Annotated in this window: 16 protein-coding genes; 5 read left to right on the forward strand and 11 right to left on the reverse strand. The window is 72.6% G+C overall.

Annotation, left to right across the window (positions count from 1 at the left end):
* Positions 1 to 153 precede the first annotated feature (153 nt).
* Complete coding sequence (gene fxlM / locus ACF089_RS07010) at positions 154 to 2,559, reverse strand: methyltransferase, FxLD system (RefSeq protein WP_392022876.1); 2,406 nt, start codon at positions 2,557 to 2,559, stop codon at positions 154 to 156.
* Positions 2,560 to 2,665: 106 nt separating this feature from the next.
* Here fxlM and ACF089_RS07015 point away from each other — a divergent pair, with 106 nt between their 5' ends.
* On the forward strand, positions 2,666 to 3,004 hold the full coding sequence (locus ACF089_RS07015) for a hypothetical protein (protein ID WP_392022879.1): 339 nt from the start codon (positions 2,666 to 2,668) through the stop codon (positions 3,002 to 3,004).
* Between the two features lie 321 nt (positions 3,005 to 3,325).
* Positions 3,326 to 3,904, forward strand: coding sequence for a hypothetical protein (locus ACF089_RS07020; RefSeq protein WP_392022882.1), 579 nt, complete (start codon positions 3,326 to 3,328; stop codon positions 3,902 to 3,904).
* Positions 3,905 to 4,063: 159 nt separating this feature from the next.
* On the opposite strand, the gene ACF089_RS07025 is transcribed toward ACF089_RS07020, so the two are convergent.
* From ACF089_RS07025 to ACF089_RS07065, 9 genes are all read right to left on the reverse strand, one after another.
* Positions 4,064 to 5,587 (reverse strand): aldehyde dehydrogenase family protein, encoded by a 1,524-nt coding sequence (locus ACF089_RS07025; protein ID WP_392022884.1) that lies wholly within the window; start codon positions 5,585 to 5,587, stop codon positions 4,064 to 4,066.
* Between the two features lie 110 nt (positions 5,588 to 5,697).
* Entirely contained in the window at positions 5,698 to 7,284 is a 1,587-nt protein-coding gene (locus tag ACF089_RS07030) for a GMC family oxidoreductase (RefSeq protein ID WP_392022886.1), read from the reverse strand.
* A gap of 71 nt (positions 7,285 to 7,355) precedes the next feature.
* The gene (locus ACF089_RS07035; protein ID WP_392022889.1) at positions 7,356 to 9,020 is read right to left on the reverse strand and encodes an amino acid permease; all 1,665 of its coding nucleotides are present in this window, start codon (positions 9,018 to 9,020) and stop codon (positions 7,356 to 7,358) included.
* Positions 9,017 to 10,489, reverse strand: a complete 1,473-nt coding sequence (locus ACF089_RS07040) for an aldehyde dehydrogenase family protein (RefSeq protein ID WP_392022892.1) — start codon at positions 10,487 to 10,489, stop codon at positions 9,017 to 9,019. Before ACF089_RS07040 ends, ACF089_RS07035 begins: the two co-directional genes overlap by 4 nt.
* 108 nt (positions 10,490 to 10,597) lie before the next feature.
* On the reverse strand, positions 10,598 to 11,851 hold the full coding sequence (locus ACF089_RS07045) for a GAF domain-containing protein (RefSeq protein ID WP_392022894.1): 1,254 nt from the start codon (positions 11,849 to 11,851) through the stop codon (positions 10,598 to 10,600).
* A 102-nt stretch (positions 11,852 to 11,953) separates the two neighbouring features.
* Positions 11,954 to 12,550: an N-acetylmuramoyl-L-alanine amidase gene (locus ACF089_RS07050; RefSeq protein ID WP_392022897.1), complete on the reverse strand. Its 597-nt coding sequence runs from the start codon at positions 12,548 to 12,550 to the stop codon at positions 11,954 to 11,956.
* 364 nt (positions 12,551 to 12,914) lie between these two features.
* Positions 12,915 to 13,067 carry a hypothetical protein gene (locus tag ACF089_RS07055; RefSeq protein WP_392022898.1) on the reverse strand — a complete coding sequence of 51 codons (153 nt, stop codon included), beginning with the start codon at positions 13,065 to 13,067 and terminating at the stop codon, positions 12,915 to 12,917.
* An 81-nt stretch (positions 13,068 to 13,148) separates the two neighbouring features.
* A complete protein-coding gene (locus ACF089_RS07060; RefSeq protein WP_392022901.1) occupies positions 13,149 to 14,516 on the reverse strand; it encodes an SWF or SNF family helicase in 1,368 nt (455 codons plus the stop codon).
* Positions 14,513 to 17,425, reverse strand: a complete 2,913-nt coding sequence (locus ACF089_RS07065) for a DEAD/DEAH box helicase (protein ID WP_392022904.1) — start codon at positions 17,423 to 17,425, stop codon at positions 14,513 to 14,515. The genes ACF089_RS07060 and ACF089_RS07065 overlap by 4 nt, the downstream gene beginning before the upstream one ends.
* A gap of 275 nt (positions 17,426 to 17,700) precedes the next feature.
* On the opposite strand from ACF089_RS07065, the gene ACF089_RS07070 reads away from it, so the two are divergent.
* Both ACF089_RS07070 and ACF089_RS07075 read left to right on the forward strand, forming a co-directional pair.
* A complete protein-coding gene (locus tag ACF089_RS07070) occupies positions 17,701 to 18,864 on the forward strand; it encodes a fatty acid desaturase family protein (protein WP_392022906.1) in 1,164 nt (387 codons plus the stop codon).
* A 69-nt stretch (positions 18,865 to 18,933) separates the two neighbouring features.
* A complete protein-coding gene (locus tag ACF089_RS07075) occupies positions 18,934 to 19,116 on the forward strand; it encodes a hypothetical protein (protein ID WP_392022907.1) in 183 nt (60 codons plus the stop codon).
* A 212-nt stretch (positions 19,117 to 19,328) separates the two neighbouring features.
* Here ACF089_RS07075 and ACF089_RS07080 read toward each other — a convergent pair whose 3' ends face one another.
* Positions 19,329 to 19,889 carry a GNAT family N-acetyltransferase gene (locus tag ACF089_RS07080; protein ID WP_392022909.1) on the reverse strand — a complete coding sequence of 187 codons (561 nt, stop codon included), beginning with the start codon at positions 19,887 to 19,889 and terminating at the stop codon, positions 19,329 to 19,331.
* Positions 19,890 to 20,098: 209 nt separating this feature from the next.
* Here ACF089_RS07080 and ACF089_RS07085 point away from each other — a divergent pair, with 209 nt between their 5' ends.
* A complete protein-coding gene (locus ACF089_RS07085) occupies positions 20,099 to 20,503 on the forward strand; it encodes a roadblock/LC7 domain-containing protein (protein ID WP_392022912.1) in 405 nt (134 codons plus the stop codon).
* The last annotated feature ends 64 nt before the right edge of the window (positions 20,504 to 20,567 follow it).

Raw genomic sequence — 20,567 nt, forward strand, 5'->3', positions numbered from 1 at the left:
CCGCTGGTCCCCGAGGCCGTCGCAGATGCCGTGCACGTCGTCCCTCAGCAGCAGATACTCGCCCCCGGAGTTGCGGAGCAGCGCGGAGGCGTTCACCGGCGGTTGGCCCTGTGGGTCATGAGCGCACCGACGGGAGAGGGAGGGAATCGGTGATCACGCGTCCTCCAGGGAGCTCACGGGGGCGGATTCGGCATCGGCGGCTGCCGGGCGGGTGGTGTGGCGGCCCGGCCACTGGAACACCAGCCGGCAGTGCGGCTTGTCCAGTACTTCGCCCGCGGGCAGCCGGTCATCGGGGGTGCCTGCCGGGTGGACGGACAGGGCGGGGTCCTCGGCGCGATCCCGGACGTCCCGGTCCCAGGCCCGCACCGCGGCGGCGAGGCGTTCGGCAAGCTCCGGGCCCTGATCGCCGAAGGCGTGGACGGCCCACTCCCACAAACGCTCCGCGGGGGTGTCGCCGTGCCGGACCTGCTCGTAGGTCAGGTAGGCCAGAGAACCTCCGCCGGTGACGGCGGGCGCTGCGTCCCCCGGGGCGAGCCGGGTGATCCCGTTGTCCCGATCGCGGTCCACGGACAGGCGGCAGAACCCCGGCAGGGTCGTGGAGACATAGAGCTGGAGGGAGCCGAAATAGAACCCGGACCCCATGGTCACCCCGGTGGCGACCTCGAGCCGGGGCCCGCGCGACGCCGCCTCCAGCCCGTCGGTGCCGGCGGGCGGCCCGTCCTCGAACCGCAACCGCAGCTCGCCCTCGAGCAGATCCACGGCCGGGGCGGTGCGGGCGTGGGCGCCCTGGGCCCGGACGAACCCGCAGTGGGTGAACTTCCGCGCGTGCAACACCTCCCCGCACCGCTGGAAGGCGACCGCTCGCGTGTAGCCGTGGATCTCCAGCGGGAGCACGAGCAGCCCGCCGTCGGCAAGCTGCTCCCGCCACGGCGGGGCGATGTCCCAGACGTTGTAGGTGACCATGCTCCCGTCGAAGCCGCCCCGGGGCACCAGAGCGGCGGGCGCGCCGCCGGCCGCGTCGCCCTGGAAGACGGTCACCCGCCCGCTGCCGGCCTCCGCGGTGAAGCGACGGGTGCGCTGGACGACGTACGGGTCGATGTCGCCGGTGACGACCCGCCCTGAGGGACCGGTGACCTGGGCGAGCAGCTCGGCGTTGTAGCCGCCGGACCCCGCCTCGAACACCACCGCGCCCGGTCTCAGCCGGAGGCTCTCGATCATGTCGGCCTGGAGCCATGGCGCGGACACCGAGCTCGTCGCCCGCCCTGCGGTGTCGCGGCGGGTCACGGGGGCGACATTGTCGTCGTACGCGGTGCGCGGGTCCTGCTCCGGGACGTACCGGTGCCGGGGAACGGTCCGCAGGGCGTGCCGCACCGGCTCGGAGGTGGCCCAGCCGCCGGTGGTCACGGCGTCCGCCATCGCGTGCCGCAGCCGGACCGCTTCCGCGGGCTCGCCGGGTACGGGCGGCTGACCGGCGGCGAGCGGATAGGAGTTCACCGGCGGCAGGCCGGGGATGATCCCGGGCCAGACCGCGTTGAGCGCCTGCGCGGCCGGGGTGAACACCGGGCCCAGGGCGGCCAGGGTGTGCGGGGCGTGCCACTCCCACCGCGCGAACAGGTGCCTTTCCGGGTTGGTGAGAGTCCCGGACCAGGCGGTGACGCGGACCACCGCGGTCAGCCGCGGCACACCTCCGACGGCGTCGACGAGCATCGCCACCACCGCGGCGCCGCCCGGGTCGGTGACCAGCCCGGTCTCCTCCGCCAGTTCCCGCACTGCCGTGGCGGCGAGATCCTCGGAACCCTGGCTCTTCCCGCCGGCGAGCTCCCACATGCCTTGGGCGGACCGGCCGAGCAGCACCCGCCCCGCGCCGTCGGTGACGACAGCCAGGGCACCGATCAGGCCGTGCCCGGCAGGTCTGCCCTTCTCCACCGCCCTCGTGTCCGCCGGTCGGAGGCCGCGCAGGACCACGACCGTGAGCCCGTCCGCGTCCATGCGTTCGGCCGTCTCCCAGCCTTCGGTCAGGAGGGCGATCTCGTCCTCGTCGAGCGCGATGTCCCGCCGGTCCTGAGGGACGTCCGCCGTGGTGGGAGTGATGACCACCAGCGCGCCGCCGGGCCGGAGCCCCGTGGTGGGAGTGATGACCACCAGCGCGCCGCCGGGCCGGAGCCGCTTCCCGAGCCCGCGGACCACGCCCGTACGGCTGCTGAGGAACGGATACACGAGCCGGAGCGTGATCAGGTCGTACCCGTCGGGGTCGAGTTCGGCCGGGTCGCCGTGCTCGATGTCCAGGGTGAGCCGGTGCACCCGCCCTTCGCCGGGGTGCTCGATACGGGCCCGGGCGTGGGCGCTGTCGGCGAAGTCCACGGCGTCCACCCGGTAGCCGACCGAGGCGAGATGGGCGGCCAGCTCCCCGGTCCCGCTGCCCACGTCCAGCGCCCGCCCGCCCCCGGACGGCGCCGGGACATGTTCGGCCAGCAGCGCCCGCTCGCGCTCACCGAGCGGCCGGAAGCCCTTCCCTTCGGCGAAATGGCTTCTCCATTCCTCCGGAATGACGTAGCCCATGGAGCTCCCTTTCTTGTTCGGTGCGGCGTGAATCGGTGCAGGCGGTCCGGCTCGATGAGCGGCCGGCAAGACCAAAGGGCTCGCGGAGAGCCGTCGCGCCAAACTGATGACCGCGGCCCGGGACGGCGAATCGTTCGACCCCCGGACCGGCCTGCCCGCCTCCGAACTCCGCGCCCTGAAACAGCGCACCACCTGGTACGTCCTCGCGCGGGAGTACATCGAACAGCGCTGGGACCGGACCCCGGGCAACACCCGCCGCACCCTCGCCGACGCCTTCGCCGCCATCACCCCCGCCTTGGTCGAGCCGGGAGCCGCCTACCGGCACCCGCGCGTTCTTCGGCGAGCACTGTACTCATGGGCCTTCGACAAAACGCCTGGAAATCCGAGCCCGCCGAGGAGTGGCACGAGGCCCTGGCCTGGCTGGAGCGGAACTCCCTGCCCGTGAGCGAGCTGGAGGACCCCGACACCCTTCGCCGAGCGCTTGACGCCCTGTGCCGCAAACTGGACGGGACCACTGCCGCCGCCAAGACCGTGAAACGCAAGAGAGCTGCGGTGAACGAGGTGTTCCGTGTGGCTGTGGAACGCGGGTACTTCACCCACAGTCCGCTCAGCGGACTCCGGTGGACGGCGCCAGAAGTGGCGGACGAAGTCGACCCGGACTGCGTCCCCAACCCCGCCCAGGTCACCCGACTCCTCGCTGCCGTCAGAGAACTCCCGGGCCGAGGGCCCCATCTGTACGGCTTCTTCGCCTGTGTACTACGCGGCCATGCGCCCCGCCGAAGTCATCCACCTGCGCAAGGCCCAGTGCCGCCGCCCGGCAACCGGATGGGGCCTGCTGAATCTCAAGGGAGGCGTCGTCAACGCGGGCAAAGAATGGACCGACGACGGCTCCGTCCACGAAATCCACTCGCTCAAGCGGCGCGCGGCCAAAGCGACCCGGCCCGTACCCGTCCCACCCGTGCTCGTCCGCATTCTGCGCGAACACATCGACCAGTTCGGCACCGCGCCGGACGGCCGCATCTTCCGGAACGCGAAAGGCAACTACATCGACGCCGCCGCCTACGGAATCACCTGGAATCGGGCCCGCGAAGCCGCCCTGACGCTGGACGAACACGCCGTCGAACTCGCCAAGCGGCCCTACGACCTCCGGCACGCCGGCATCTTCTTCTGGCTCGCCTCCGGCGTCGACCCCGCCGAATGCGCACGCCGCGCCGGCCAGAGCATCCAGGTCCTGTTCCGGCACTGCGCCAAGTTCCTGGCCGAGGCACGTGACCACGCCAACCGGCTCATCGAGGACTCCATGCGGCGCTGGGACGGTGTCACGGAAGCCGATGAGGGCGTGTAGAGGGCTACTGGCCCGGAATGGCCCCGGAACAGCTGGTCAGGGGTGGGATACGGGTGGAATGAATCGGGAGTGACCGTATATTTCGTCTCCTCGCCGAGGAGCGCGTAGCGAAGGGTGCCTGACAGGGAAAACCCCTGGTCAGACACCCTTTCTTTGCGTCTAGAAGAAGCCGAGTTTCTTGGGTGAGTACGACACGAGAAGGTTCTTCGTCTGCTGGTAGTGATCCAGCATCATCCGATGCGTCTCCCGCCCGATCCCCGACTGCTTGTACCCGCCGAACGCCGCGTGCGCCGGATAGGCGTGGTAGCAGTTGGTCCAGACGCGGCCGGCCTGGATGGCGCGGCCCGCGCGGTAGGCGGTGTTGACGTCGCGGGTCCAGACGCCCGCGCCGAGACCGTAGAGGGTGTCGTTGGCGGTGGCGATCGCGTCGTCGAAGTCGGAGAAGGAGGTGACGGCGACGACCGGGCCGAAGATCTCCTCCTGGAAGACCCGCATCCGGTTGTCGCCCTCGAAGACGGTCGGCTGGACGTAGTACCCGCCGGCCATGTCGCCGTCGTACTCGATCCGCTGACCGCCGGTGAGGATCTTCGCGCCCTCCTGCTGGCCGATGTCCAGATAGGAGAGGATCTTCTGGAGCTGGTCGTTGGACGCCTGCGCGCCGATCATCGTGTCGGTGTCGAGGGGGTGCCCGGGGACGATCTGCTCCGTGCGGGCGACGCCCGCCCGCAGGAAGTCGGCGTAGTGGCCGCGCTGGACGAGGGCGCGCGAGGGACAGGTGCACACCTCGCCCTGGTTGAGGGCGAACATGGTGAAACCTTCGAGGGCCTTGTCCAGGAAGTCGTCGTCGGCGGCCGAGACGTCGTCGAAGAAGATGTTGGGCGACTTGCCGCCGAGTTCGAGGGTGACCGGCTTGATGTTCTCGGAGGCGTACTGCATGATCAGCCGCCCGGTCGTGGTCTCACCGGTGAAGGCGATCTTGGCGACGCGCGGGCTGGAGGCGAGCGGTTTGCCCGCCTCGACGCCGAAGCCGTTGACGATGTTCAGCACGCCGTCGGGAAGGAGGTCCGCGATCAGGCCCAGCCAGACGTGGATGGAGGCCGGAGTCTGCTCGGCGGGCTTGAGCACCACCGCGTTGCCCGCGGCCAGAGCGGGCGCCAGCTTCCAGGTCGCCATCAGGATCGGGAAGTTCCACGGGATGATCTGCGCGACCACGCCCAGCGGCTCGTGGAAGTGGTACGCGACGGTGTCGTCGTCCAGCTCGCTCAGCGTCCCCTCCTGGGCGCGCAGCGCTCCGGCGAAGTAGCGGAAGTGGTCGATGGCGAGCGGGATGTCGGCGGCCAGCGTCTCCCGTACCGGCTTGCCGTTCTCCCAGCTCTCGGCCACGGCGAGCGCTTCGAGGTTCGCCTCCATCCGGTCGGCGATCTTGAGCAGGATCCCGCCCCGCTCGGCGGCCGACGCGCGGCCCCAGCCGGGTGCGGCGGCATGGGCCGCGTCCAGGGCCAGTTCCACGTCCTCGGCGGTCCCGCGGGCGATCTCGGTGAACGGACGGCCGTCGACCGGGCTCGGGTTCTCGAAGTACCCGCCGCGGGCCGGCGGCACGTACCGCCCGCCGATCCAGTGGTCGTAGCGGGACTGGTACGAGACGATCGCGCCGTCGCTGCCCGGGCTCGCGTATCGGGTCATCTCCAGAACCTCCCGGTGACGCCGTCGTCACCTCGGTACGACGGTCACCGGGAGGCTAGGAGCCCGGACGTTGCGAGCACGTTGCGTCACCCGCGAACAGCGGCCGGTGATCAGCCGGCGGTGAGCAGCTCGGCGCACCGTTCGCCGATCATCATGGTGGTGATGCACGGATTGACGGTGGTCAGCGACGGCATCACGGACGCGTCCGCGACCCGCAGCCCGCTCACGCCCTTGACCCTCAGCTGCGGATCGAGCGGCGAGTCCCCGTCGTCCGGCGCGCCCATCCGCACGGTGCCGGCCGGGTGGTAGACGGTGTTGTGGGTGTCGCGGATGTACCCGAACAGCTCGTCGTCGGAGCCGAGCGCGGGGCCCGGAGCCAGCTCGCGGCCGGCCCAGGCGGCCATCTGGGGCTGCGCGACGATCTCGCGCGCGAGCCGCAGCCCCTGGGTCATCACCCGGATGTCGTGCTCATGGGTGAAGTACCGGGGATCCACCCTGGGCTTGTCCCGGAAGTCGCGCGAGCGGAGCCGGACCGTGCCCCGGGAACGGGCGCGGGTGACATTGGGGGTGAGGCAGAAGGCGTTGTCGGAGGTGGGATAGCCGCGCCGATAGGTGTTGAGGTCGAACGGCACCGAGCCGTAGTGGAACATCAGATCCGGCCGGTCCAGACCCGGTTCGGTGTCGGCGAAGATCCCGATCTCCCACCACTGGGTGGACGACGTGACCATGGGCCGCTTCGCCTCCCACATGATCACGCCCTCCGGATGGTCCTGGAGATGGGAGCCGACTCCCGGCGCGTCGACGCGTATCTCCACTCCGCTCTCGCGCAGATGGGCCGCGGGACCGATGCCCGAGAGCATCAGCAGCTTGGGCGAGTCGATCGCGCCGCAGCAGACGACCACCTCGCGGCGGGCCCGTACCCGGTCCGAGCGCAGGGCGTCGGGCTGGAGGAACTCCACCCCCTCGCACCGGCTCCCGTCGCCGAAGAGCAGCCGTTTCGCCTGCACTCCGGTCCGTACGTCGAGATTCGGCCGGCCGAGCGCGGGATGGAGGTACGAGACCGAGGCGGAGGAGCGGGTCCCGTCCTCGCGGCAGTTGATCTGGAACCAGTTCGCCCCGCGGATCACCGTGTCGCCGCTGTTGAACGGGGTCGTCGGAAGGCCGGCGGCCGCGCAGGCCGACAGGAGCGCCCTGCCGCAGGGATCGTTCGGCGGGACGCTGCGGATGGTGACCGGTCCGGACCGGCCGTGGTGGTCGCCCGGCGCGTCGTTGGACTCCAGCCGGCGGTAGAGCGGGAAGCACTCCTCGGCGCTCCATCCGGCGGCTCCCAGGGCGGCCCACTCGTCGAGATCCTCCGCCGGGGCCCAGAAGGCGATGCAGGAGTTGTGCGAGGAGCAGCCGCCGAGCACCTTGGCGCGGGCGTGCCGCATAAAGCTGTTGCCGTTGTCCTGGGGTTCGACGGGATAGTCCCAGTCGTAGCCGGACTCCAGCAGGGCCATCCACCGGTCGAGCCGCAGAATGCTGTTGTCGCCGACGTCGGAGGGGCCCGCCTCCAGTACACAGACGCTCACCGACGGATCCTCGGTGAGCCGTGCGGCGATGACCGCCCCCGCGGTGCCGCCGCCGACGATCACGTAGTCGTACTCACGGACGGGGGCGGAGTCGGGGGCGGGCACGGAACTGCTCTGTTCGGACATACGTGTCTCCAGGGACGTGCGCGCGGGGCGATGCGCCCGTGCGCGCGGGGTTCAGGCGTCGGGGGAGAGGGTCAGGCGTCGGAAGAGGTCGGCCCGTCGGGTGCGAGGGCGCGGTGCTCCTCGAGTACGCCGGTGCGGTGCCGCTGGACGAACCAGTAGTGGGCGAAGCCGCCGAGCGCGACCGCGCCGATGAAGAGGAACGCGCCCCAGCGCAGATACCAGTGCTGGTCGCCGGTGGCGTTGTAGACCTCGGCGCGCGGCCAGGCGAGATTGAGCGACATCGCCGCGCCCCACACCACCGCGACGATGTTGACGGGCAGACCGAAGCGGCCGAGGGAGAAGGCGCCCTCGGCGGGCCGCCAGTTCCCGCGCAGCCGCTGGATCAGCATGGGCACGGTGACCAGCAGATAGGCCAGATAGATCATGATGATCGCGATGCTGGTGATCACCGAGAAGATCTGCGGCTGATCGACGTTGATCAGCAGTACGCCGACGCCGACCGCCCCGATCACGACGGCGGGGGCGACCGGAGTGCCGAAGCGCGGGCTGACCCGGGCCAGCAGCGAGCCGGCCGGCAGATTGTTGTCCCGTGCCATGGCGAACATCAGCCGGATGCCCGCCGCGTGGACGGCCAGCACACAGACCGTGATCGCGACGACCACGCACCACAGCACGATCTCCCCGACGGTGGATCCGAGGCTCTCCAGGACCACGTACTGAAGACCGCCCGTGGTCAGCTCCTTCGAGGCCAGGTCGGGGACCGCCATCAGGGCGAACAGCAGGATCAGTCCGCCGATGAGGAAGGAGGCGACCAGGGCGCGCAGAATCGCCCGGGGCGCGTTGCGGCTCGGGTCGTGGGACTCCTCGCCGAGCGAGGACGCGGTGTCGAATCCGTACATGACGTACGCGGAGGCGAGCGAGGCGGTCAGAAACGCGCCGAAGTAGCCGAGGGACTCCTCGCCGCCGAGGCCGTGGGTGTCGGTGAGGACCTCGGAGGGGCCTCGGGTGACGCTCGCCGCGAGCAGCACGATCAGCGCGACGGCGGCGATGAGTTCGATGAACACGCCGGCCGAGTTGATCCGTGCCATGAGCTTGACGCCGAAGGCGTTCACCAGCGTGGAGAAGGCGATGAGCGCGGTGCCGAGGAGCACCGCGTTGGCGGCGACGTCGGAGCCGCCCGAACCGTCGCCGACGAACTGGAACCAGTCGTCGATCTGCACCAGCGTGACCTGGTAGGCGAGCGCCACGGCGGCCAGCGTCACCATCGTCGCGGTGAGCATCATCCAGCCGCCGAGCCAGCCGGTGTGCGGGCCGCCCAGGGACTTGGCCCAGTTGTACACCGATCCGGCGACCGGATAGCGGGCGGCCAGCTCGCAGAAGCAGAGCGCCACCATGAGCTGGCCCGCGAAGACCAGCGGCCAGGACCACCAGTACGAGGGCCCGCCGAACGCGACCCCGAAGTAGAAGAGCTGGAAGGTGCCGGTGAGGATGGATATGTAGCTGATCCCGGCGGCGAAGGTGTGGAAGGTGCCGAGCGTGCGCCGCAGCTCGGGGCGGTAGCCCAGCAGGCCGAGCGCCTCGTCGTCCCGGTGCGCGGACGGCGCGCCCCCGCCCGGCTCCTTCGGCGGCCGGCGGCCGTCCGCACCGCCTCTCGACGGCTCCGGCGGGCCCTGCGCGCCGCCCGGAGCGGGCGGGGAGCCGTCCGGCGCGCCCTCGGGGCCGCGCCCGGGCGTCACGAGAACCAGCCCTGCGGGCGCGGGGCCAGATTGCGCCAGATGTGCTTGGTCTCCTGATACTCCGCCAGCCCCGACGGCCCCAGCTCCCGGCCGAAGCCCGACTGTTTCATCCCGCCCCACTCCGCCTGCGGCACATAGGGATGGAAGTCGTTGATCCAGACGGTTCCGGCGCGCAGCCGGGACGCCACCCGGTGGGCCCGGCCGGGATCCTGGGTCCAGACCGCTCCCGCGAGCCCGTACACGGTGTCGTTGGCCAGCCCCACGGCCTCCTCCTCGGTGCGGAACCGTTCGACGGTGAGCACCGGGCCGAACGACTCCTCACGGACCACCGACATCCCCGCCGTGCACTCGTCCAGCACGGTCGGGAGGAAGTAGTGGCCCCCGGCGAGCGCCGGATCGGCCGGCCGCCGCCCGCCGCAGCGCAGCACCGCGCCCTCGGCCAGACCCGCGGCCACATACGCCTCGACCTTGTCGCGGTGGGCGGCGGAGATCAGCGGCCCGCTGCGGGCCTCCGGGTCGAACGGCCCGCCCAGCCTGATCCTCTCCGCGCCCGCTGTCACCGCGTCGGTGAACCGGTCGTGCAGCTCGTCCTGGACCAGCAGCCGGGCCCCGGCCGAGCACACCTGGCCCGAGTGGAGGAAGACGGCCGTGAGCGCGTGGTCCACGGCGGTGTCGAAGTCGGCGTCGGCGAAGACGATGTTCGGGTTCTTGCCGCCCAGTTCCAGGGCGACCTTCTTCACGGTCGGCGCGGCCGCCGCCATCACGCGCCGGCCGGTGACCAGCCCGCCGGTGAAGGAGACCAGGTCCACCCGGGGGTCCTCGGTCAGCGGCGCGCCCGCCGACTGACCCGCGCCCAGCACCAGATTGGCGACCCCGTCGGGCAGCCCGGCCTCGGCGAGCAGCCGCATCAGCGCGATCGCGGTGTGCGGGGTCAGCTCGCTGGGCTTGAGGACGAAGGAGTTCCCCGCGGCCAGGGCCGGGGCGACCTTCCACGCCGTCTGGAGCAGCGGATAGTTCCAGGGAGTGATCAGTGCGCAGACGCCGACCGGCTCGCGCACCACCCGGCTGTCGGCCGGGACGTCCCCGGTGTCGACGATCCGGCCGCCGCCGTCCCCCGAGGCGACCAGCGCGCCGAAGTAGCGGAAGCAGGCCGCGATGTCGTCCAGGTCGTACTCGCTCTCCACGAGCCGCTTCCCGGTGTCCAGGGATTCGGCCCGCGCGAGCGCGGCTCTGTCGCGTTCCAGCAGATCGGCGACGCGCAGCAGCAGCCTGCCGCGGTCGGCGGCCGGGGTGTGCGGCCACGGGCCGTGGTCGAAGGCGGCACGAGCGGCGGCTGTCGCGGCCCTCGCGTCGTCCGGTCCGGCCTCGTCGACGACGGCGACGAGCGCGCCGTCCGCCGGACAGCGGATCTCGCGCGTTCGCCCGTCGCGTGCGGCGGCCCACTGGCCTGCGATGAACAGCTCCGGCATGGAGGTCTCCTGAGGGTTGGGAGAGTCGGGGCACCCGGGCGCGTACCCGGGCCGGATCCGGGTAGTCCCCTGAAGTTGATCTTTATACGGGGGTGGTGCGCGAGGCCGTCACCCCCGCTGCCAGCCGTCAAGTTCGCGCACCCTGGCCAGCGCGGCGGGCCGCTGCGCGCGGGGCAGCACCCGGGCCAGCTCCCGCCACACCGGCAGGTCGTCCTCGCCCCAGGGGCTGTACGCCCAGTCAGCCAGCAGCCCCGGATCGGCGCGCGCCAGCAGGGCCGTCCGGAGCTGGTCCGCCAGCCTTCGGCGCAGCCGCGCCACCGCGGGCGCGCGGGACGCGGGCAGCAGCGGACCGGCGTAGGCGCTCACCGCGGCCGTGACCGCGCCCGACGCCAGCCGCCGGGTCACGGTGCCGAAGTCGGTGTCGACGCGGTCTGCCAGCCGGTAGGGCCGTGAGCACAGGGAGCCGGGCCCCAGCAGCGCGCGCAGCCGGTGGAGTTCGGCCCGCAGGGTGACCGGGGTGACCGACTCGTCCTCGTACAGCTCCACCAGCAGTTCGTCGCCGCCGACGCCCTCGGGGCGGTGTGCCAGCAGGACCAGGATCTCGCTGTGTCGGCGGCTCAGCCGGGTCTTGCGGCCGTCCGTCACCAGCAGGGCCTCGTCCCGGCCGAGCGCGATGAGCCGTACGGTGTCGGGGCTCGGCGGCGGTGCGAGCAGGGCGAGTTGCGACTCGGCGGCCCGCGCCACCGCGCCGACGAAGGCGAGACTGTGCGGATGGGCGAGCCGGTCCCCGCCGGTGATGTCCACCGCGCCCAGCACCCGGCCGCTCGCCGGATCGTGGACCGGGGCCGCGGCGCAGGTCCACGCCTGCACCGGTCGGCGGAAGTGCTCGGCGGCGAAGACCTGGACGGGCCGGTCCACCGTGATCGCCGTGCCCGGCGCGTTCGTCCCGGCGACCGTCTCGGCCCAGCGCGCGCCCGGCACGAAGTTCATCCGGCCGGCCTCGCGGCGCGCGGCGGCGGGCCCCTCCACCCACAGCAGCCGCCCCTGGGCGTCGCAGACCGCCACCAGATGGTCGCCGTCCCGGGCGTACGCGCCGGTCAGCTCCCGCACCAGCGGCATGGCCCGCGCCAGCGGATGCGCCTCCCGGTACGCGGTGATCGCGTCCTCGTCCAGTTCGACGGCCGGTGTGCCCTCCGGACTGACCCGGGCCCGGGCCGAGCGCCGCCAGGATTCGGCCACCACCGCGCGTACGGGGGACTCGAACCGGCCCGCGGTCAGAAAGGCGTCGTGCGCCCGCCGCAGCACCGCCGTCCGCTCGGCGGGATCCGCGCCCGCTTCCAGGGCCACCCATGGGTCGCTCAAGTCGGCCTCCCTGACCTCCATCGTGACCGAGGCGACCGGGCGCGACAAGCGGGCGGTCCCGGCGCCGCCCGGCCGTCCCGGCCCTGCGGTGAACGCCGTCCGTCAGGCGAAGTTGACGAGACGGATGTAGCGGGTCCAGTCCCAGTGGGGGCCGGGGTCGGTGTGGGTCGCGCCGGGGACCTCGTGGTGGCCGATGATGTGCGCCCGGTCCTTGGGGATGCCGTAGCGGTCGCACACCGAGGCGGTGAGGGCCGCCGAACTCTCGTAGAGCGCGTGGGTGAAGTACTCGGGCCGGTCGACCCAGCCCTCGTGCTCGATGCCGACGCTCCGGGTGTTGTGGTCCCAGTTCCCCGCGTGCCAGCCGATGTCGTGTTCGCGTACGCACTGCGCCACCCGGCCGTCCGCCGAGCCGACCACGTAGTGCGCGGACACCTTTCTCGCCGGGTTCTGGAAGATCTTCACCGTGTCGGCGAAGGTCTCCTGGGTGACATGGACGACGACGATGTCGATCCGGTGGGACGAGGGCCGGTTCGCGGCGGTCCGGTTGGCCGCCGCGGCGGGCGCCCAGAGGGCGGACGGGTAGTCGGTCCCGGCCCCGCGGACGGACCGCGGACCGTCGGCGGCGGCCCCGGCGGCGAGCGGCAGCGTTCCGGCGACCGCCGCCAGCGCGGCTCCGCCGAGCAGAGTTCTTCGGTCCATGGGGCCTCTCCTGATGGCGTGTCGGAACGGGGAGGTGGGCGGGACCGCCCGCCGGGGCGTCGCGGTCACCGAGAGGATCTCCTGCCGGCGGCGGTTCGCCGGGGATGTCGGGGAGACGGGTGCGCCGGTGTCGGCGCGCCCCGATCCTGCGGGCGGTCGCCGGCCGCCCGGACGGTCGTGGTCGGTACGAGGGGACCTCACCGTACGCGGTGAGGTCCCCTCGGCGACCGTTTCACGTGAAACAGCCTCAACAAGCCTGTCCCTGTGGTAGGAAGCGGCCGCCCGGGCCCGGCCCGGGCGGCCGCGGACGGCGCTCCCGGGGCGGCCGCCGGCACGAGAGCCGCCGTACCGCCCCGCGCGTCGGTCAGTCGGTCAGCGGTTCGGACAGCCGGACCTGGACCACACGCGTGTCGACGCCGCTGTCCACCAGAGGTCCGTTCGCGTCGAACGCCTCGGGTCCGTCCGACATCCCGAAGCCGTCGTCGTTGCTGAGCGCCAGGGGTCCGCCTCGGGGCACGCCCCTCTCGCGCCGCGTACCCCGCTCCCGCGTCCAGGTCGGCCCGCGCCCCGTTCCCGGACGCCGTCGAACCCGAGCCGGTCAGCCCTCGTCGCCGCCCAGGGCCTCCGCCAGCGCCGCCGCCGGGTCCTGGGCGCCCGGGCCGACGGGGGACCAGTGGCCCTGCTCCTTGCGATACGGCCACCAGCGCCCGTCCTCGCCGAGACGCAGCTGCGCCTCGGCGCCGAGCACCGTCCAGCGGCCCGGCGCCGTCGCGCGCAGCCGCGGCCGGTCCGCCTCCTCCCAGGCGCAGTCCAGGGCCGCCGACGCCCGGGCAAGCGCCTCCGGCCCCGGCGTCCACTCCTCGTCCAGCACGGCCAGCGACGCCGCGCCGCCCGCGCGCCACGCCCGTACCGCTCGGTCCAGCTCGGCGCGTCCGCGTCCCGTGACCGCCATCAGCCGCCGGGCGATCACCGGACCCGGCACGGTCGCGGCCATCCGCACCGCGTCCTGGTCCCGGGTGGGCGCCGGCTCCGGGGGCTGGTGCCCATGGCCGGGCGCGAGCGCCTCCGCGAGCAGCCGGTGGGCGCGGGCGGCGGCGTCGGCGGCGAGGAACTCCAGCGCGTCCGGATCGATCCCCGGGGCGGGATCGGCCCCGGTGTCCAGGGCGGGCGGCTGCCCGGGCTCCCGGGGCAGCGGCGGGGGAGCGGGCAGCGGCGGCAGGATGTCCCGCGCCGCGAAGGCCTCGTCCGCCCGCACCCCCGGGGGCTCCTCCTCCGGCTCCCCGCCGACCGGCGCGCCCGCGGACGCGCGGGCCACGCTGCGCAACTGGAGCTCGTCCAGCAGCCGGCGCTCCCCGCGCCCGCGCACCAGCAGCAGCACGAACGGGTCCTGGTCCAGCAGCCGGGCCACCTCGTAGCAGAGCGCCGCGGTGTGCGGGCACAGGTCCCACGCCCCGCAGTCGCACTCGGGCTCCAGATCGCCGACGCCCGGCAGGAGTTCGACCCCGGCCGAGGCCGCGTCCTCGACCAGGTGCGGGGGCATCTCCCGGTCCAGCAGGGCCGCGATATGGCCCGCCCGGTCGACCGCCATGTCCAGGAAGCGGTTCCACTCCGCGTCGGTCAGCTCGGTGAGCAGCACATCGCAGCGCCGGCCGGTGCCGTCCCGGTCCCGCACCACCGCGGTCACCCGGCCCGGACGTACCGACACCGCGCCGACCGCGCCGTTCCGCGCCTGTCCGCGGCCCTTCTTGAGCTGTTCGCCGTCGAGCGCGGTGTCCTCCAGGGCCTTGATCCAGCGCAGGCCCCACCAGCTCTGGGCGAATCCGCGCCCGCGCGCGGGCGGCTGCGAGGCGAAGGTCCGCACCTCGTCCCGCCCGTTACGGCGCGCGCCTCCGTCGCCGTCCTCGGTGTCGCCGTCCTCCGCGTCCTCGCCGTCGTACAGGTCGTCGTACTCGTCGTCGTCGTTCATCGTGCTGTGCCGCCCCCTCGCAGCTCCACCAGATCCGCCAGTTCGGCGTCGGTCAGTTCCGTCAGCGCGGCCTCGCCGGAGCCGAGGACCGACTCCGCCAGCTCCCGCTTGCGCGCCAGCATGTCGGCGATTCGGTCCTCGATGGTCCCCTCGGCGATCAGCCGGTGGACCTGCACCGGCTGGGTCTGCCCGATCCGGTACGCCCGGTCGGTGGCCTGTGCCTCCACCGCCGGATTCCACCAGCGGTCGAAGTGCACGACATGCTCCGCCCGGGTCAGATTGAGACCGGTGCCCGCCGCCTTCAGCGACAGCAGGAAGACCGGGACCTCGCCGTTCTGGAAACGACCCACCATCGCCTCGCGCTCGGCGACCGGCGTCCCGCCGTGGAGGAACTGCGTCGGCACGCCCCGGACCGCGAGATGGCGTTCCAGCAGCCGGGCCATCTGCACATACTGGGTGAAGACCAGCACGGCAGCGCCCTCGGCGAGGATGGTGTCCAGCAACTCGTCCAGCAGCTCCAGCTTGCCCGACCGGCCGGCGATCCTCGGCTGATCCTCCTTCAGATACTGGGCGGGATGGTTGCAGATCTGCTTGAGCGCGGTGAGCAGCTTCATCACGAGCCCCCGCCGCTCCATGCCGTCGGCCCCGGCGATCGCGGCGAGGGTCTCGCGCACCACCGCCTCGTAGAGTCCGGCCTGTTCGGCGGTGAGGGAGACGGCGCGGTCGGTCTCCGTCTTGGGCGGCAGCTCGGGAGCGATGCCCGGATCCGACTTCCGCCGGCGCAGCAGGAACGGGCGCACCAGCGAGGCCAGTCGGCGGGCCGCCGCCGGATCCTCCCCTCCTTCCACCGCCTGCGCGTAGCGCGTGCGGAAGGTGCCGAGCGGGCCGAGGAGGCCGGGCGTCGTCCAGTCGAGGATGGCCCACAGCTCGGAGAGATTGTTCTCCACGGGGGTGCCGGTCAGGGCCACCCGCGCCTTCGCGCCGAGGGTGCGCAGCTGCCGGGCGGTCGCCGAATACGGATTCTTGACGTGCTGTGCCTCGTCGGCGACGACCATGCCCCAGGCCGCCCCGGCGAGTCTGGCGGCGTCGAGCCTCATCGTGCCGTACGTCGTGAGAACGAACTCCCCGTCGGCCAGGTTCCCGAGTTCGCGGGACGCGCCGTGGAAGCGGCGCACCGGGGTGCCGGGGGCGAACTTCTCGATCTCACGCTGCCAGTTGCCCATCAGCGACGTGGGGCAGACCACCAGGGTCGGCCCGGCGGCCGACGGGTCCGACTGCCGGTGCAGATGGAGGGCGATGAGGGTGATGGTCTTGCCGAGGCCCATGTCGTCGGCGAGGCAGCCGCCGAGGCCGAGTGAGGTCATCCGGTTCAGCCAGTTGAGCCCGCGCAGCTGGTAGTCGCGGAGCGTCGCCGTGAGCGCGGGCGGCTGCGCGGTCTCCTGGGCGCCGCCCTCGGGGTCGGCGAGGCGGTCGCGCAGCCGGGCGACCCAGCCGGAGGCGTCGACCTCCACCGGGTGGCCGTCGACCTCGGCGGTGCCGGTCAGCACCGCGCCGAGCGCGTCGATCGGCGTCAGCTTCCGGTCCTGGTTCAGCCGGGCCCGTCGGGCCTCCCGGGGGTCGACGAGCACCCACTGGTCGCGCAGCCGCACCAGCGGCCGGTTCGCCTCGGCGAGCCGGTGCAGCTCCTCGCGCGTCAGCCGGTGCTCGCCAAGGGCGAATCTCCAGTCGAAGGCGAGCAGGGCGTCGGCCGAGAGGAAGGAGGGCAGCCCCGATTCGCCGGAGTCCCCGCCGTCGTCGGGCGGGCCGATGACGGCGCGCGCGGTGAGGCGGTGGGACAGCTCCTGGGGCCAGTGGACCCGGACGCCGCCGGCCGCCAGCGCCCTGGCCGCCTCGCCCAACAGATCGGCGATCTCCTCGTCCGCGAGATCGAGCGCGTCGGGGACGGCGGCCTGCAGCAGCGGGGCGAGCGGGGGCCACGCGCGGGCGGCGCGGCGCAGCGCGAGCAGCGCGTCCATCCGAGCGCGCGGGCCGAAGGCCTCTCCCGGCCGGTCGCCGCCCGCCCACACATCGGCGGCGTCCGCGACGACGGACGGGTCGCTGACGCTGTGCATCTGGAGGACGGCGCGGAACGCGGGCTCCGCGTCCTCGCCGTCGGCGCCCGTCAGTTCGATCCGGAGCGACAGCCGGACGCCCGCGTCGTGGCCGGCGGCGATGTCCGCCGCCCAGGCGCGCCGGTCGGGCAGGTGCTGCGGTTCCCGGGCGGCGAACGCGAGGCCCCCGGCGGCGGCCGTCGCGGCCGGGGACCGGGGCAGCGAGTCCGCCACGGCGTCGAGGAACGACCGCAACAGCCGCTCCGGTTCCGGCAGCAGGGGTACGCCGGAGCCGTCGGCGTCCGGCCGCGTCGCCAGGGGCGCGGCGTGCGCCGGGGGCGGCATCGAGGCGGCCAGCGCGCGGATCCGGTCCAGGTCCTCGGCGGCCAGCGGGCCGATCCGCCAGGAGTCGTGGTCGGTGGGGCTCAGTCCCGGCAACAGCAGCCCGCGCGCGACCAGTTGCAGGGCGAGCACGGAGGCGGCTCCCCAGAACGCGGTGGACGTGGAGGCGTCCGCCGCGCCGCGCATCCGGGTCAGCAGCGGCAGCGCGTCGGAGACGGGCAGCAGCAGCGCGGGCACGGTGTGCGGGCGCAGATCGTCCCGGACGACGGTCAGGACGTCCGGGGCGGTTCCGCCGCCGGAATCCGTCCCGGACGCCGTCGCCGTTTCGCCGTCGGGAAGCCAGAAGGCCATCCGGCCGGTGCGGGCCGGGTCGCCGGGAAGGAACACGGCGGAGGCGCGGGCGAGCGACACGTCGGGAGTGAGGGGGAAGTGGTCGGGGGAGACACGGGAGAGCGTTGCCGCGGAGGGTCGGTGCACAGCGATGACGCATTCCTCAAATTTGACTAGCGCACAGGTGAGAGTCGCCGAGGGTACTCGATCACGGAACCGAACGCCTCTCCCGGGCCCGTGATCCTCCTCACGCGGCCTGTCCCCCCGTCGAAGGTGAGGTCAGCACCACCCGGGGCCACGGGTTCTCCCCCACCGGGTCCGGGTGGTGGCGTCATGGCCCCGCAGGTGCGGCCTTGCCTAGGTTTCCTCAGGTCAGCACGGTCGCGCACCGCACCGTACGTCCCACAGACCGGAGACCGCCCATGCCTCAGGCCACCGCCACGCCCACGGAGTCACCGTCGGCGGCGTCCGTCCCGGGGCCCGGCGCGGACGGAGCTCCGTCCGCGCCAAGGCGCGCTCCACGGCGCTCCGGGTCGGAGTTCGCGCCGCTGCTGCGGATCGTCAGGGAGCAGGGCCTCCTCGAACGCCGTACCGGCTGGTACGTCCGGGGCATGCTCGTCAATCTGCTCGCCCTGGCCGCCGTGGTCACGGGAACGATTCTCCTCGGCGGCTCCTGGTGGGTGCTGGCGCTCGCCCCGGCGCTGGCCCTGTTCTCCACCCGCACCGCCTTCTTCGCCCACGACGCCGGTCACTCCCAGATCGCCGCGGACCGCCGCACCGGCCGGATCATCCAGCTCCTCCACGCCAATCTGCTGCTCGGGATGAGCCAGGAGTGGTGGAACGACAAGCACAACCGCCATCACGCCAACCCCAACCATGTCGACAAGGACCCCGACGTCGCCGCCGACATCCTCGTCTTCACGCAGCGGCAGGCCGTGGGCCGCGCCGGATTCCGGCGACTGCTCACCCGCCACCAGGCCTGGCTCTTCTTCCCGCTGACCACCCTGGAAGGGATCGCCCTCAAGCTGTACGGCTTCCGGGCCGTCTTCTCCGCCCCGTCCGCCGACGGGCCGCGGCTGTCGGCGCGGGCCCGGTCGCTGGAAGGGCTGCTGCTCGTCGTCCATGTCGTCGCCTACGCCGCCCTGCTGCTCACCGCGATGCCCCTCGGACAGGCCCTCGTCTTCGCCCTGGTGCACCAGATGCTTCTGGGGCTCCATCTGGGCATGGCCTTCGCGCCGAACCACAAGGGCATGGAGATGGCCGACGAGGAGAACGGCAAGGAGTGGGGGCATCTGCGCCGCCAGGTGCTCACCTCGCGCAATGTCCGAGGCGGCCCGGTCACCGACTGGCTGCTGGGCGGTCTGAACTACCAGATCGAGCACCACCTCTTCCCCAGCATGCCCCGCCCGCACCTCCGCCTCGCCCAGCCCCTGGTGCGCGCGCACTGCCGCGCCCTCTCCCTCGGCTACTGCGAGACCGGGCTCGTCGAGTCCTACCGACAGGCCCTGGGGCACATGCGCGAGGTGGGGGAGCCGCTGCGGACCCAGGGCGGGGAGGACGCGCGGACCGGGGTGCGGAGCGCATAGTGGAACTGTGCGGCGTGCCCGCACGTTCCACCGGCAGGTACGGCGAAGGCCGCGCAAGGAGGCGTCGAGATGTCGACACGTACAAAGATCGTCATAGGGGGAGTGGCCGTCGGCCTGCTCCTGATGACGGTGATTCCGTTCTGGGCGGCGCTGCTGGTCGTCCTCGGCGTGCCAGCGGTGGCGTATCTGATGCTCGACCCCGGTCAGCGCCGCAGGCTCCGCAGGGTCTCCCGCAAGGAGCTGGGCCGCTGACCCGCCCCCGGAGGGACAGCGCGGCCGGCCGGCGCCGCGGCGGAGCCGGAGAGGGATCCGGTCCGGGCGCGCCCTGAGGGGTTCGGGGCTCGCGAGGGGCCGGGCGGCGAGGATCTCCCGCCGGCCCGGCGCCTCTGCCGACCTGCGGCTCCTCGGCCGGCGGGAGGACGGAGATGTCGCCCGGTCCGGTCCGGCCGGGTCGGGCCGCGCTCTCATTGTCCGCGTATCCAGTCGTCCCTGTTCAGGGCGTACTCGACCTCGCCGTGTTCGGAGCCGTCGATCGGGTCCGGCCAGTCACCGAAGAAGGTGCGGACCAGGCTGAGCCCCGATTTCTCCATCACCCGCCGGGAGCGGGTGTTGACCGCCATCGTGTTCGCGGTCACGGTCTCCACGCCCAGCTCCGTGAATCCCTTCGCGATGAGGGCCCGAGCGCCCTCCGTGGCGCAGCCCCGGCCCCACGCCGCCCGGTTGAGGCGGTATCCGAGTTCGACGACCGCCGCGCTGTCCTCCCGCAGCGGACGCAACTCGAACCACCCCAGAAAGGAACCGGTCGACCGGTCGTCGGCCGCCCAGAATCCGGGGTTGCCGATGCACGGATACCGATGGGTCAGTTGGGGGAGGGATTCTTCCCGCAGCGTCTCCAAGGCCGTCGGACGACCGCCGTTGAGAAAGCGCATCACCTCAGGGTCGCTGTCGAGGTCGAACAGGTTGTCGAGATCTGAGGCGGTGATGGCGCGCAGCGCCAGACGGTCGGTGACGAGAAACGCGTTCATCGGCCGATCCTCCGTGACCGGGCCGTTCCGCCGCCACCGAATACCCCTGAGGGAAGTGGGGCGGGTGTGTCCCCGGGGAATTGAATATGCCGGGCGAATGTACCCGCGCGACTGCCTCATTCGACGATCCCGTTGCACCTTGCCCTGCCGTCCCGGGTGCGAAAGGCTTACCGCAACACGGGGAACGTATGAGCGGGGAGGGACCAATCATGCCGCTGGACAAAGGACTCGACTGGTTGCTCGATGATCTGACCACACGCATCGAGCACATCAAGCACGCACTGGTGCTGTCCAACGACGGCCTGGTCACCGGAGCGAGCACCGGTTTGGCCCGGGAGGACGCGGAACACCTCGCCGCGGTCTCCTCCGGACTCCATTCGCTCGCCCGCGGCTCCGGGCGGCACTTCGGCGCGGGGCGGGCGCGCCAGACCATGGTCGAGTTCGACGAGGCGCTGCTCTTCGTCACGGCGGCGGGCGAAGGCAGCTGCCTCTGTGTGCTGAGCGAGGCCGAGGCGGACGTCGGGCAGATCGCCTACGAGATGACGCTGATGGTCAACCGGGTCGGCGAGCATCTGGGCGTGGCTGCCAGGCAACCGGGCATTCACCGCCCCTGAGCTGCGAGAACGCCGGCCGATCCGCAGTACGCCGGAGCGCGGTCGAGCAGTTGTCCACAGGCCG

It is taken from the genome of Streptomyces sp. NPDC014894, from assembly GCF_043080985.1.
GTDB lineage: Bacteria > Actinomycetota > Actinomycetes > Streptomycetales > Streptomycetaceae > Streptomyces.